Raw genomic sequence first — 14,649 nt, forward strand, 5'->3', positions numbered from 1 at the left:
AAGATGGTTAAACAATAAGAAAAGAGGTGAAAAAGGTGAAGAAACGTCCGATCCAATTTCTGATATATGCTGCAGGGATCCTGCTTGTCCTTGCATCCTTGCTCATTTTACTGCAGCTCGACGAGTTATGGATGCCTGTTTTTTTATTGCTGAAGGCGGTTCTCATTCCGCTTCTCATCGCCATTTTTATTTCTTATCTGCTTTATCCGATTGTGGAAAGACTGCATGCACGAGGGCTGCCGAGAACAGTCAGTCTCTTACTCATCTATGTCCTGTTTTTTGGCGGGATTGGGTTTGCGGTTTATAAAGGAGCGCCTGTGATGATCGCACAGTTAAATGAGCTGTCAGAACAAATTCCTGTCCTCGCCGAAACTTATAATGGCGCTTTATCACATATTCATCGTCATACGAGCCACTGGCCTGACGGACTTCACGACCGCTTGGACCGCTTCATTGTTCAATCGGAGACATATGCAGCCAATAGCGCTGAGCGGATGATTCTTAGCTGTAAGGTTTTATTTGATTACGTATTAGTCGCAGCACTCATTCCTTTTCTTGTTTTTTATATGGTGAAGGATATGAACACGATGAAGCGGGCGGCATGGTATTTAACGCCGCCATCATTTAGGAAGAGGGGGCATGCTTTTGTCAAAGCAGTGGATGAATCACTTGGTGATTATATTCGAGGGCAGCTGCTTGTTTGTTCTTTAATCGGGGGTGCAGCAGCCATTGTGCTCTGGCTTTTTCATATCCCGTATCCTCTTGTTCTTGGGGTGCTGATAGGGGCAACGAACGTGATTCCTTATTTTGGACCGATTATTGGCGCAGTTCCTGCCGTCTTTATTGCGTTTACTATTTCGGTGAAATCGGTCATCATTGTACTGATCACAGTAGCGGTGCTGCAATTTTTAGAGAGTAATGTCCTCAGCCCAATTATTGTAGGGCGAAGTCTTCATATGCATCCTGTCGTCATTATGCTTGTCTTGCTTGCAGGAGGAGAGCTGTTTGGCTTAATTGGGATGATTTTAGCCGTACCAGCAGCTGCAATTATCAGGGTGATCATTGTGCAATATATCCTGATGAGACGAAGCGTTCATTGACAAGACGAGCCGAGTTGTCTATAATAATTTCGATTCATACATATTGAAATTCAATGACGGACCCGAGTACGTTAAAAAGCTGTTGCAGAGAGAGGCTTTATTTGCTGAGAAAAGCCTTATCAGACCTTTAACGGAAGCTAGTCCCGAGTGCAGATAAACACTGCCGCTCTCTTCCGGCGTTATCGGATGTGAAGGTGATAGACGAATTTGTCTATAATCAGGGTGGTACCGCGAGAACATCTCGTCCCTGTGTAAGTCGTTTTGTGCTTGCATAGGGCGGGATGTTTTTTCGTTTGTGTGGAGATTGATGAATGATAAGGGAGGATTTTTGAATGAAAACTTTAACTTCAGCTCAAGTACGTCAAATGTTTTTAGACTTTTTTAAAGAAAAAGGACATGCTGTAGAACCGAGTGCGTCACTTGTACCGCATGATGATCCGACACTTTTATGGATCAACAGTGGTGTGGCAACATTAAAAAAATACTTTGATGGCCGCGTCGTACCTGACAATCCGCGTATTTGCAACGCACAAAAATCGATTCGTACAAATGATATTGAAAATGTAGGGAAGACAGCACGTCATCACACGTTCTTTGAAATGCTTGGCAACTTCTCTATTGGTGACTATTTTAAAGAAGAGGCCATTGAATGGGCGTGGGAATTCCTCACAAGTGAAGAGTGGATCGGCTTTGATCCGAATTTGTTATCTGTGACAGTCCACCCAGAGGACGAAGAAGCATATATCCTTTGGAGAGATAAAATTGGTGTGCCTGAAGAACGTATTATCCGTCTTGAAGGAAACTTCTGGGATATAGGCGAGGGCCCAAGCGGACCAAATACAGAAATTTTCTATGACCGCGGTGAATCATACGGTCACGACATGAACGATCCAGAATTATATCCAGGCGGGGAAAACGAGCGTTATTTAGAAGTATGGAATCTCGTGTTCTCTGAATTCAACCATAATCCAGATGGATCATACACACCACTGCCGAAGAAAAACATTGATACAGGGATGGGCCTTGAACGAATGGTATCTGTCATTCAAAATGTGCCGACGAACTTCGATACAGACCTATTCATGCCAATTATTCGCGCAGTCGAAACGATCTCTGGAGAAAGCTATGGCGAAACAAAGGAAAAGGATACAGCATTCAAAGTGATTGCTGACCACATCCGGACAGTTGCCTTTGCTGTAAGTGACGGAGCACTTCCTTCCAATGAAGGCCGCGGATATGTATTAAGACGTTTGCTGCGCCGCGCTGTGCGTTATGCAAAAACGATCCATATCCACCGTCCGTTTATGTATGATTTAGTGCCAGTTGTTGCTGAAATCATGAAGGATTTCTACCCAGATGTACAAGCAAAAGAAGAATTTATTGCGAAAGTCATCAAAAACGAAGAAGAACGTTTCCACGAAACACTGAACGAAGGGTTAGCCATTTTGTCAGAAGTGATCAAAAAAGAAAGAGACAAAGGCAGCTCACAAATTTCAGGTGAAGATGTATTTAAGCTGTATGATACGTATGGATTCCCTGTCGAGCTGACAGAAGAATATGCAGAAGATGAGAACATGACAGTTGATCGAGAAGGCTTCCAAGCGGAAATGGAGAAGCAGCGTGAACGTGCAAGAAATGCGAGACAAGATGTCGGCAGTATGCAGGTTCAAGGCGGCGTTCTAGGCGATATTAAAGTAGAGAGCACCTTCGTTGGCTATGAAAATCTAACAGCAGATGCCCGTATTATTGAATTGCTTCAAAATGGTGAAATTGTCTCGGAAGCACATGAAGGAGACACGGTGCAAATCTTATTAGATGAAACACCATTCTATGCGGAAAGCGGCGGACAAGTAGCGGATAAAGGAACACTAAAAAGTGCAGAAGCCATCATTGAGATCAAAGATGTGAAAAAAGCGCCAAACGGTCAGCATGTCCATGAAGGAGTCGTCGTAAGCGGTACGGCTCAAAAAGGTCTCGAAGTCACTGCAGAAGTGGAATCAGCTCTTCGAAAAGGCATTGTGAAAAACCATACAGCGACACACCTTCTACATCAGGCGCTAAAAGATGTATTAGGCAGTCACGTGAACCAAGCAGGGTCATTGGTGAATGAAAACAGACTTCGCTTTGATTTCTCTCACTTTGGACAAGTGACGAAAGAAGAATTGTCTCAAATTGAAAAAATTGTGAACGAAAAGATTTGGGAAGGCATTTCGGTTGCGATTGACCTGAAGCCAATTGCTGAAGCAAAAGAAATGGGCGCAATGGCGCTCTTTGGCGAGAAGTATGGCGATATTGTCCGTGTTGTCCAAGTCGGCGATTACAGCATCGAGCTATGCGGCGGCTGTCACGTTCAAAACACTGCGGAAATCGGCTTGTTTAAAATTGCGTCTGAGTCGGGTATTGGTGCTGGAACACGCCGTATTGAAGCTGTGACTGGTAAAGGTGCCTATGAAGAATTAAATGACCAGCTGGCGATTTTAGAGCAGGCAGCAAGTGAGCTGAAGTCAAATACGAAGGACGTACCAAAACGAATCGCTTCATTACAGTCGGATTTAAAAGAGGTTCAAAGAGAAAACGAATCACTTCTTGCGAAATTAAGCCAAGCAGAAGCAGGCTCTATTTTAGAGAAAGTGACTGAAATTGGCGGAGTGAAAGTATTAACTGAAAAAGTAAACGCCAAAGACATGAATCATTTAAGAACAATGGTTGATGACTTGAAAGCTAAATTAGGATCAGCTGTCATCGTCCTGGGAGCCGTTCAAAACGGAAAAGTAAACATTTCAGCAGGAGTGACAAAAGACGTGATCGAAAAAGGTCTGCATGCAGGGAAGCTTGTGAAGCAGGCAGCTGAAATCTGCGGCGGAGGCGGAGGCGGACGTCCAGATATGGCTCAAGCAGGCGGAAAACAACCAGAAAAGCTTGAAGAAGCACTGGCAACTGTCGAAGAATCTGTCAAATCCGTTTTATAATCAGGCGATGTAGTGTAGAATAATGGTATTAGATGAGCGGTTAGAAAAAAGCTTGCTAGTAGAATGTTGGAAGAGAGGTGCAAGAAGCAGTGAGTTCATTTGATAAGACAATGAAGTTTAACTTCTCTGATGATTCAGCTGAAACCAATGTGAATGAAGTGCTCATTACAGTTCATGACGCACTCCAAGAAAAAGGATACAACCCGATCAATCAAATTGTCGGATACTTGCTGTCAGGCGACCCTGCTTATATTCCAAGACATCAGGATGCACGCAACCTAATTCGTAAACTAGAACGAGACGAATTAATTGAGGAATTGGTTAAATCGTACTTAGAGACACATAAAGAGGCGTAAAACATGAGAATTTTAGGCTTAGATTTAGGCACGAAAACCCTTGGTGTTGCGATCAGTGATGAAATGGGATGGACAGCGCAAGGGATTGAAACAATTAAAATTGATGAAGCAGGCGGAGACTTTGGTCTCAGCCGCCTGTCTGAGATTGTTGCAGAATATGGAGCGGATAAAATTGTACTTGGCTTTCCAAAAAATATGAACGGCACGGTTGGTCCTAGAGGCGAAGCCAGCCAATCATTTGCGAAAGTGCTAGAAAACACGTACAATGTTCCTGTTGTGCTTTGGGACGAGCGTCTGTCAACAATGGCAGCGGAAAAAATGCTCATCTCTGCAGATGTGAGCAGGCAAAAGCGTAAAAAAGTCATTGATAAAATGGCGGCTGTCATGATCCTGCAAGGATATTTAGACAGCTTAAATTAAAATGAGGTGAATCAAATGGAACACGGAGAAAAGCAAATTACAATCGTTGATGATAATGGAAATGAACAGCTTTGCGAAGTACTATTTACTTTTGAAAGCGACCATTTTAACAAATCTTATGTTCTTTACTACCCAATTTCTGAGCAAGACAATGAGGAAATTGAAATTCATGCATCAAGCTTCACACCGAACGAAGACGGGGAAGATGGCGAGCTAGAGCCGATTGAAACGGATGAAGAGTGGGACATGATTGAAGAAACGTTAAACACGTTCTTAGATCAAGAAGACGAAGAATAGAACGAATAAAAGGCCTGTGAAACAGATGAGAGTTTATCTGCATGATCACAGGCCTTTTTTTATTTATGGAAGCTTTGAAGTAATGGTCAGCTTTTGATTATCTCGATGCGCATTTTGAAAGTTAAGGAGATACAGACCATGATGAAAAGTTAAATAAAAATAACTTTCTTTATTTAGAGAACCAACTTTTTTGATTGAACCGTTCATCTCTTTAAGTATAGTGTAACCACTCTTTTTAGGTTCATCTGTTTCGACAAAAAATCGATTATGATCATCAATCACGATCGATCCGACACCCGAGTCAGTGTTCTTAATTACTTTAGATTGTTTGGCGTTTATGTCATAAAAGATCAATTGGCTTTTATTGATTGTTCCTTCAGAGTCAGTAAAAGACTTTTCGTACACAAATTGATGGTCGTTAATGAGCTGACCATTACTGATCAAATGTTGATTCAATGGAACTTTTTTGAGAGACTCAGTAGTAAGATTGTAAATGTAAGCTTGCTGCATTCCATTGTCTTTATTAAAAAAGAGAACGTTATCATGGTGAACAGAGAGATGAGCATTATTCATTGAGTCTAGTTTAAAGAGTTTTTTCGTCTGCTTTTTTTTGAGATCTTTCATATAAATGTGAGTTTCATCTTTTTCTTCATCATGCGATACCCATACTGCTCGATGATTAGTTAATTCAAGTGTGTCACTTAATGTCTCCGAAGTGTTATTTTTTTTGATCGACTCTATTTCTTGTGTACGGATGTTCATCGCGTAGTAATTCATTTGTCCGCCTTCTTCATCGCTGTCAATCCAAACGACCCAGTCTTTATTCGCTTTTAAGGCTTGGATCGAAGAACGCTTAAAAGTTGTTGTAAATAGTATTTTGCTTTTCTGTGTTTTTCTATTAAATTCAATTACTTTATTTGCCATCTTTGAAGGGCTATGATCATCTACACTTAAGAATAAATGATCTCCAATGGCTGAAACAGAATTTGTCACAATATAATTGAGCGTAGTTGTTTGACCTAATTCGTTGTCTTCAATTTTAAAATTTATTTTATTGTCTTCTGAAGCTGTCTTTTTTTGACTACATCCGCTTAGATATAAAATAGTTATCGTACAAAGTAGTATCATAAATATGTAAGAGAGTTTACGCAAAATAGTTCCTCCATGTGTACTTTCATTCATTTGATATAAACAGTTAAATGTATAGATAGAAATAAATCCTTTATTAGTAAATAATAGCATTTATCTATTCGTGAAATAAATAGATACACGGTTAATTAAGTTTAATTTAAAGATCTGACGTTAGTTAACATTAAAAATAAATGATCTTCATCTTCAGGTATTGAGGAACTCAAATTGTTAGTGAGGTCTTTTTTTATTGCACTTTTGTTAACTTAATTATATTTTAAGTTGACATAAAAAGCTCTACCTTTTACTCTATTTTTAACAATAAATTGAGTGAGGGGCATGAATATTGAGAATTCAAAATATGATGCAAATAGCTTTAATGACAGCAGTCATCGGGATGTTAGGCTTGATCCCGCCGATTTTACTGACATTTACACCTGTACCCATAACATTGCAAACCGCAGGTCTTTTGCTTGCTGGGGGGCTGTTAAAGCCAAAACAAGCATTGATCAGTTTATGTCTTTTTCTTTTGATTGTGGCAGCAGGCGCACCTCTTTTATCAGGTGGGAGAGGTGGAATTGGGGTCTTTTTTGGGCCAAGCGGCGGCTTTCTACTTGCCTATCCAGTTGCTGCCTTCATGATCAGCCTTTGGATGAATCGGCTGAAAAAAGTAACCGCACTGCGTCTTTTTGTGATCTATGCGGTTTGCAGTATTGTGATTTTGTATATGTGCGGTATTCCTTTTCAAGCCATGATGATGCATATTAAGGTTTCACAGGCCGCTTTTCTTAGTCTGATTTATCTTCCAGGTGATCTCATCAAAGCGGGAATGTGTGCTGTCTTTACGGTCAAAATCATTCAGGCCTTGTCCTATCGAAAAAGGGATTTGTCTAAAGGGAGGCGTGCAGTTTGATCAGAATAACGGAAAGCTATGCAGTACATGCAGAAATCAAACGAGATCAGATTGCCATCATAGATGAGCAAGAAAGCATTACATATCAAGATTGGTATGAACGTGTGCAGAGAGCGGCACAGTGGTTACAAGGAACGGCTCATCAGCAAAAAAGAATCGCTTTTTTATTATCAAATGGTGCTTCTTTTCTTCAAATATTTGCGGGCGCTGCTTGTGCAGGGTGGACAGCCGTTCCGCTTGATCCGAGATGGAGTCATGAAGAATGTGTAGAAAAGCTCTTGTTAAGTAAGGCGGATCTCGCCATTATAGAGGATCGATTGATGAAAAAATTTGAACAGAGAAGCGTGGACATGCCGCTTCTTTCATTACTTGAATGGAAGGAAAGAATAAGCCTTCTTACAGACAACAGTCCTTATAACAACTGCGATACCGAGAAGGATCCTGTCTTTTATATGGGATTTACGTCAGGTTCAACAGGCTCACCAAAAGCCTTTATTAGGCGTCAGCAGTCATGGATCGAGAGCTTTCGAATGACAGCTGCTTCATTTGGAATCACTCATCAAGATCATGCTCTTATATTAGGTACACTCTTATCCTCTCACTTTTTATATGGTGCTATCAGTACATTATACTTTGGCGGCACAGTGACGCTTTTAGAAAAATTTGTGCCAAGAAAAGCGAAGCAAACCTTAGAGTCAGGTGATATCACCGTGATGTATACTGTCCCAACAATGACAGAAACGTTACTGCAAATCGATGCTTTTAAAGGAGATAAACCGCTTCTTGTCATGTCATCGGGAGCAGATTGGAGCATCTCTTCAAAAGAACAGCTCGTCACCAACTATCCACATGTCACTTTTTTTGATTTTTATGGCACATCAGAGTTAAGTTTTGTCTCTTATTTGTCTTCAAATGATTTTCTGCAAAAACCTTCTTCTGTTGGACGGCCTTTCTCCTCCATTCAAGTAGAAGTAAGGCGGCCCGATCAATCTGTCTGTCAGCCAAATGAAACAGGGAGGATTTATGTGAAGAGCCCAATGACTTTTTCAGGCTACTTACATGAGGAGAAACTGCCGCAGGAGTGGCTGACAGTTTACGACATGGGTTGGCTGGATGAAGACGGTTATCTGTATATGAGCGGCCGCGAAAATGGCATGATTGTTTATGGGGGACTGAATATTTTTCCTGAGGAAATCGAGCGTGTGCTAAATGAACAGCCAGAGGTAAAACGGTCGATTGTAGTTGGCGTTCCTGACCCATATTGGGGTGAAATCCCTGTTGCCATACTGGAGCAAGTGCAGCAAATAAAGGTGGTTCGACAAGCTGTTAAAGAAAAGCTTGCGGCCTACAAGGTACCAAAAAAATGGCTTGTGATTGATCAAATGATTGAAACATCCGGCGGGAAAATTGCCCGCGTGAGCATGAAAAGGTGGGCGGAGGAGCAATTGTCATGCAAGCGGTGATCGTACAAGCAAAACGAACACCCTTCGGTGACAAAAATGGGATGCTGAAAAATTATCGCCCAGAGCAATTAGCCGCTCCCCTTATTCGGCATTTGTCCCAGGACATGACACCGGATGACGTCATATTAGGCAATGTCGTCGGAGGCGGTGGAAATATGGCCCGTCTGTCCTCATTAGAAGCAGGGCTTCCTTTACACGTTCCTGGTATGACGATTGACAGGCAATGTGCCTCTGGTCTTGAAGCGATCCGAACAGCTTGCATCATGGTTCAATCGGGGGAGGGCTCGATGTATATCGCTGGCGGAACTGAGAGCATTTCCAAATCACCAATGAAAGAAAGAGCCCGCTTTTCACCGGAGTGGATAGGAGATCCGCATATGGGAGAAGCAGCAGAGCTGACCGCGTCGGCATTTTCTGTTACAAGAAAAGAACAAGATGACTATGCCCTTTTAAGCTGGGAAAGAAGTTTAGCCGCATTCAAACATGGTACATATGCAGAAGAAATCGTTTCGGTTGACGGGCTGAGCAGAGATGAAGCAGCTGCTAAAATAAGACCAATGACAAAACTGATCAAGCGGGCAAAACCTGTATTTTTGCCGGGGAAAGGAACTGTGACCGCCGCCAATAGCTGTAAGGAAGCAGACGGAGCAGCTGCTGTCGCTGTGATGGAAAGATCGTTAGCGGAAGCGAGTGGATGTAAGGCGGTATTGCGGTATGCCGGAAGTGCTGTGACAGCGATACATCCTCATTTTCCAGCTGCTTCGCCAATTGATGCGATCAAGAAACTTTTACATCAAGAGAACATCAAGGCAGAGGAAGTGGCGCTTTTTGAAATCAATGAAGCATTTGCGCTGAAAGCAGCACTTATTGCCCGGACGCTGGGGATACCATATGACCGGATCAATAGAAGAGGCGGTGCACTATGCCTTGGGCATCCATACAGCGCGTCAGGAGCTGCTATGATGGTGAGATTATTTTATGAAGCGCACACCTTACCGAATGGAAGTTATGTCATGGCTGCTATTGGAAGCGGTGGCGGTGTTGGTTTAGCCGTTTTGTGGCAAGTTTTGTCATGACATGCATGAGCAAGGAATTGCCGAACTCCGTCGAATCATGTACTATAAAAGCTAGATGTGAGGAGGGCCATGCATGTTTTCAGAACAAAAGAAACGACCATTCTTCAAAAGAAAAATGGGGATCGTCCTGTTATCTGTCCTTGCTGTCATCATCATTGCAGCATTATCAGGGTTTATATATGTTAAATCAGCACTCGGACCGGTCGATCAAAAAAGTAAACAAACGATTAATATTCATATTCCAAATGGGACATCTGTGCGCGAAATTGCGGGCATTTTAAAAGAAAATGGGCTCATTTCGAATGACACGATTTTCACGTATTATGCAAAATACAAAAATGCGTCCGGCTTTAAAGCGGGTTATTTTCATTTGAAACAAACAATGGACGCAGACACGCTGATCAAAAAGCTGACATCTGGCGGGACTGATTACGCCTTTCAGCTTGTGATTCCAGAGGGAAGACAGCTATCTGATATTGCAGCCATTATTGCAAATCAGACGAATTTTTCAGCGAAGGAAGTTGAAGCAAAGCTGGATGATCCTGCTTTTATTCAAACACTAATGAAAAAATATCCGAAAACCGTGACATCACAGGTGAATGGGAAACAGGTGAAACATCCGTTAGAGGGTTACTTATTCCCTGCTACGTATCCATTTTATCGTGAGGATGAATCACTCGAAACGATCATTGAAACGATGATTAAACAAACAGATCAATACGTGAAAACGTATGAAAAAGACATGAAAAAGAGAAACATGTCCATACATGATGTGTTAACGATGGCATCACTCATTGAAATGGAAGCAACAGAAAAGACAGATCGGGCAAAAATCTCAAGTGTATTCTATAACCGGTTGAAAAAGGACATGCCGCTTCAAACTGACCCAACCGTTCTTTATGCACTTGGTGAGCATAAATCCCGCGTGTATTACAAAGACCTAAAAGTGAAATCTCCTTATAACACGTATAACAACAAAGGGCTGCCGCCTGGACCTATTGCAAATGCTGGTGAATCCTCTTGGAAAGCCGCACTGCATCCAGAGAAAACAGATTACGTTTACTTCCTTGCGAAGAAAAATGGAGAAGTCGTATTTACGAAAACGTTAAATGAGCATAATAAAGCAAAAGCGAAATACATCACAGGCAGCAATTAACGTACAAGTGAATCGAAAAAGACTGTAGACAATAAGAGATTGCCTGCAGTTTTTTTCGTTGGAATATCCATTTTATAGGTTCGCAATTACCACTTCTTTGTGGTAAAATATATCGGGTTGTTTTTACTTAGATGAACGAAAGATTGACGAGAAAGAGAGCTGCAATAGGCAGGACTCTTCTTTTTCAGGTCATGAAGGAGCTAGACAGATAATGACTATCGAAGATGATCGAATAAATGATTATATTGAACATTTAATTCACCCAAGTCCTGATGCAATCGCTCAATTAGAGATATATGCAAAAGAGCATCATGTGCCAATTATGGAAAAGGTGAGCATCGAGCTTTTACTGCAGCTTCTTTCGATGAAAAAGCCGAAGAAAATTCTTGAGGTTGGGACAGCGATTGGCTATTCCGCCATTCGAATGGCAACAGCTCTGCCAGATGCTGAGATTTATACGATTGAGCGAAATGCAAAGCGCTATGAAGAAGCGACACGGAACATTGAAGAATTAAAGTTAAAAGAAAGAATACACGTGTTTTTTGGTGATGCGATGGAATCGGCTAAAACGGTCCAAACGATGGCGCCCTATGATGTAATTTTTATTGATGCTGCAAAAGGGCAGTACAAGCGTTTTTTTGAATTGTTTGAACCGATGCTCGCTCATGACGGAATGATTATTACAGACAATGTATTATTCAAAGGCTTAGTGGCAACGAATTATGAAGAAGAAATTGAAGATAAACGAAAAAAACAATTAATTGGAAAAATTGATCGATACAATCAATGGCTCATGTCAAACCCTGATTTCCAAACGTGTATTATTCCAGTTGGAGACGGGATCGCCATTAGTACAAAAAGAGGTGACCAATCATGAAGAAACCAGAATTGCTTGTGACGCCAAGCAGCGTGTCAGACGTCATGCCATTAATTGAGGCAGGAGCTGATGCATTCTTAATAGGCGAACAAACATACGGTATTCGTCTTGCAGGTGAGTTTTCAAGAGAAGATGTGAAACAAACGGTTGAGCTTGCACATGCCCATTACAAAAAAGTGTATGTGGCGATGAATGCAATTTTTCATAATGACCGCGTGCAGCTGCTTGGAGATTATTTAACTTTTCTCGATTCATTAAACGTGGACGGTGTCGTCTTTGGAGACCCAGCCGTGATTATGGCTGCAAAGGAAACAGGAGTGAACCTGAATCTTCACTGGAGTACAGAAACGACTGGGACAAACTATTACACTTGTAACTACTGGGGCAGAAAAGGCGCATCACGTGCTGTTCTTGCAAAAGAGCTGAATATGGACAGTGTGATCGACATCAAAGAAAATGCTGAGGTGGAGATTGAAATCCAGGTCCATGGCATGACATGTATGTTTCAATCAAAACGTACGCTCATCGGCAACTACTTTGAATACCAGGGCAAACAAATGGATGTCGTAGGCAGACATATGGAGGAAGGGCTATTCCTGCATGACCAAGAGCGTCAAAACAAATACCCTATTTTCGAGGATGCAAACGGGACACATATTATGAGTCCAAATGATGTGTGTATGATTGACGAATTAGAAGAGTTTGTTGACGCAGGCATTGACTCATTTAAAATTGACGGAATTTTAAAGTCACTTTCTTATATGACAGAGGTGACATCACTTTATAGAAAAGCAATTGATTTACTAACGACTGACAAAGACGCGTATGAAGATCAGAAAGAGGACTGGGTGAATCGAATTGAAGAGATTCAGCCAGTGAATCGTTCGATTGATACAGGATTCTTCTTTAAAGAAACGGTTTATTAATATAAGAGGAGGCAGAGGAAATGGCATTATTGAAAGATGGTATTTCTGAAATGATTGATGGGAAACGTGTCATTACAAAAAAACCAGAACTGCTTGCACCCGCAGGAAACTTGGAAAAGCTGAAAATTGCTGTACACTATGGAGCTGACGCTGTTTTTATTGGCGGGAAAGAATTCGGGCTTCGCTCTAATGCAGATAACTTTTCAATTGAAGAAATGGCAGAGGGCGTCGCATTTGCAAACAAATATGGCGCACGCATTTATGTGACAACGAATATCTTCGCCCACAATGAAAACATGGACGGGCTGGAGGAATACCTTCAAGGGATTGAAGGCGCTGGAGTAGCAGGCATTATCGTAGCTGATCCACTGATCATTGAAACATGTAAACGTGTTGCACCGAAGCTTGAAGTCCACTTAAGCACACAGCAATCTCTTTCAAATTGGAAAGCTGTTCAATTTTGGAAGGAAGAAGGGCTTGAGCGTGTGGTGCTTGCACGTGAAACAAGTGCGCTAGAAATTAGAGAAATGAAGGAAAAAGTCGATATTGAAATCGAAACATTCATTCACGGTGCGATGTGTATCGCATACTCTGGCCGCTGCGTGCTCAGTAACCATATGACGGCAAGAGATTCTAACCGCGGAGGCTGCTGCCAGTCCTGCCGCTGGGATTATGATCTTTATAAACAAGAAGGTTCTGAGGAAGCGCCATTATTTGGTGAAGAAGATGCACCATTTGCGATGAGTCCAAAAGATTTGAAGCTTGTTGAATCCATTCCTCAAATGATTGAAATGGGAATTGACAGCTTAAAAATCGAAGGACGGATGAAATCCATTCATTATGTGGCCACTGTTGTCAGTGTGTATCGTAAAGTCATTGATGCGTATTGTGCTGATCCAGACAATTTTGTCATTCAGCAGGAATGGTTAGATGAATTAGATAAATGCGCAAACCGTGACACAGCACCAGCCTTTTTCGAAGGCGTACCAGGAACAGATGAACAAATGTTTGGCATCCATGGAAAGAAAACCACATTTGATTTCGCAGGTCTTGTTCTTCATTATGATGAAAAAGAACAAATCGTGACATTGCAGCAGCGTAACTTCTTTAAGCAAGGCGACGAAGTCGAATTCTTTGGACCAGAAATTGAGAATTTCACATGCAAAATTGAGACGATTTGGGATGAAAAAGGAAATGAACTAGATGCCGCTCGTCATCCGCTGCAAATCGTCAAATTCAAGCTTGATCAAAAAGTATACCCTAGCAATATGATGAGAAAGGGGAAATAACAGCCACATGAGGAGTAAACCAGTTGTCATTGGTATTGCTGGCGGCTCGGGTTCAGGTAAAACGAGCGTCACCAATTCAATCTATGAAAAATTTAAAGGACATTCCATCCTCATGCTTCAGCAAGATTTATATTACAAAAATCAAAGTCATATGCCATTTGAAGAGCGCCTGCTCACGAACTATGATCATCCGCTTGCATTCGACAATGACCTGATGTTTGAGCATTTGGAACAGCTCTTAAGGTACGAATCCATTGAAAAACCTATATATGATTTTAAACTGAACACACGTTCAGAAGAGACTGTTCATGTTGAGCCGAAGGATGTCATCATCGTTGAAGGCATTTTTGCACTAGAAGACGAACGTTTGAGAGACTTAATGGATATTAAACTGTATGTCGATACAGATGCAGACCTTCGCATCATCCGCCGCATTTTACGCGATACGAAGGAAAGAGGCCGGTCGATCGATTCTGTGATTGAACAATATGTATCTGTTGTCAGACCGATGCATAATCAATTCATTGAACCAACAAAGCGATACGCCGATATCATCATCCCAGAAGGCGGTCAAAACCATGTGGCGATCGACTTAATGGTGACAAAAATTCAAACGATTCTTCAAAACCGAGCAGAGTAAATGGTGGCGAAGAAAAAGACCTTTACACTGTAAAGGTCT

14 protein-coding genes and 1 other annotated feature are annotated in these 14,649 nt (G+C 41.7%); of the genes, 13 read left to right on the plus strand and 1 reads right to left on the minus strand.

Annotation, left to right across the window (positions count from 1 at the left end; all coding sequences use genetic code 11):
- Positions 1 to 35: 35 nt before the first annotated feature.
- From QSJ46_RS14555 to QSJ46_RS14575, 5 genes are all read left to right on the plus strand, one after another.
- Entirely contained in the window at positions 36 to 1,100 is a 1,065-nt protein-coding gene (locus QSJ46_RS14555) for an AI-2E family transporter (protein WP_047203363.1), read from the plus strand.
- Between the two features lie 44 nt (positions 1,101 to 1,144).
- Positions 1,145 to 1,352 (plus strand) — a binding site (T-box leader).
- A gap of 80 nt (positions 1,353 to 1,432) precedes the next feature.
- A complete protein-coding gene (gene alaS / locus QSJ46_RS14560; protein ID WP_285604901.1) occupies positions 1,433 to 4,069 on the plus strand; it encodes an alanine--tRNA ligase in 2,637 nt (878 codons plus the stop codon).
- Between the two features lie 89 nt (positions 4,070 to 4,158).
- Complete coding sequence (locus tag QSJ46_RS14565) at positions 4,159 to 4,425, plus strand: IreB family regulatory phosphoprotein (RefSeq protein WP_008358522.1); 267 nt, start codon at positions 4,159 to 4,161, stop codon at positions 4,423 to 4,425.
- A gap of 3 nt (positions 4,426 to 4,428) precedes the next feature.
- Complete coding sequence (ruvX, locus tag QSJ46_RS14570) at positions 4,429 to 4,845, plus strand: Holliday junction resolvase RuvX (RefSeq protein ID WP_034279935.1); 417 nt, start codon at positions 4,429 to 4,431, stop codon at positions 4,843 to 4,845.
- Positions 4,846 to 4,860: 15 nt separating this feature from the next.
- The gene (locus QSJ46_RS14575; RefSeq protein WP_024423112.1) at positions 4,861 to 5,142 is read left to right on the plus strand and encodes a DUF1292 domain-containing protein; all 282 of its coding nucleotides are present in this window, start codon (positions 4,861 to 4,863) and stop codon (positions 5,140 to 5,142) included.
- Positions 5,143 to 5,205: 63 nt separating this feature from the next.
- Here the strand turns inward: QSJ46_RS14575 and QSJ46_RS14580 are convergent, their stop codons facing one another.
- On the minus strand, positions 5,206 to 6,294 hold the full coding sequence (locus QSJ46_RS14580) for a hypothetical protein (protein WP_285604902.1): 1,089 nt from the start codon (positions 6,292 to 6,294) through the stop codon (positions 5,206 to 5,208).
- Positions 6,295 to 6,616: 322 nt separating this feature from the next.
- Here QSJ46_RS14580 and QSJ46_RS14585 point away from each other — a divergent pair, with 322 nt between their 5' ends.
- The 8 genes from QSJ46_RS14585 (at position 6,617) to udk (ending at position 14,610) form a co-directional block, all read left to right on the plus strand.
- Complete coding sequence (locus QSJ46_RS14585) at positions 6,617 to 7,183, plus strand: biotin transporter BioY (RefSeq protein WP_285604903.1); 567 nt, start codon at positions 6,617 to 6,619, stop codon at positions 7,181 to 7,183.
- On the plus strand, positions 7,183 to 8,646 hold the full coding sequence (locus QSJ46_RS14590; protein ID WP_285604934.1) for an acyl-CoA synthetase: 1,464 nt from the start codon (positions 7,183 to 7,185) through the stop codon (positions 8,644 to 8,646). Before QSJ46_RS14585 ends, QSJ46_RS14590 begins: the two co-directional genes overlap by 1 nt.
- The gene (locus QSJ46_RS14595; protein ID WP_047203367.1) at positions 8,634 to 9,722 is read left to right on the plus strand and encodes an acetyl-CoA C-acyltransferase; all 1,089 of its coding nucleotides are present in this window, start codon (positions 8,634 to 8,636) and stop codon (positions 9,720 to 9,722) included. The genes QSJ46_RS14590 and QSJ46_RS14595 overlap by 13 nt, the downstream gene beginning before the upstream one ends.
- Positions 9,723 to 9,795: 73 nt before the next feature.
- Positions 9,796 to 10,878, plus strand: coding sequence for an endolytic transglycosylase MltG (gene mltG, locus QSJ46_RS14600; RefSeq protein WP_047203368.1), 1,083 nt, complete (start codon positions 9,796 to 9,798; stop codon positions 10,876 to 10,878).
- 211 nt (positions 10,879 to 11,089) lie between these two features.
- Positions 11,090 to 11,755: an O-methyltransferase gene (locus QSJ46_RS14605; RefSeq protein ID WP_039180249.1), complete on the plus strand. Its 666-nt coding sequence runs from the start codon at positions 11,090 to 11,092 to the stop codon at positions 11,753 to 11,755.
- Positions 11,752 to 12,681, plus strand: coding sequence for a peptidase U32 family protein (locus QSJ46_RS14610; RefSeq protein WP_285604904.1), 930 nt, complete (start codon positions 11,752 to 11,754; stop codon positions 12,679 to 12,681). The genes QSJ46_RS14605 and QSJ46_RS14610 overlap by 4 nt, the downstream gene beginning before the upstream one ends.
- Positions 12,682 to 12,701: 20 nt before the next feature.
- Complete coding sequence (locus tag QSJ46_RS14615; protein WP_285604905.1) at positions 12,702 to 13,970, plus strand: peptidase U32 family protein; 1,269 nt, start codon at positions 12,702 to 12,704, stop codon at positions 13,968 to 13,970.
- Positions 13,971 to 13,977: 7 nt separating this feature from the next.
- Complete coding sequence (gene udk, locus QSJ46_RS14620; RefSeq protein WP_024423106.1) at positions 13,978 to 14,610, plus strand: uridine kinase; 633 nt, start codon at positions 13,978 to 13,980, stop codon at positions 14,608 to 14,610.
- Positions 14,611 to 14,649: the final 39 nt, after the last annotated feature.

The organism is Bacillus sp. YKCMOAS1 (assembly GCF_030268125.1).
Lineage (GTDB): Bacteria > Bacillota > Bacilli > Bacillales > Bacillaceae > Bacillus > Bacillus safensis.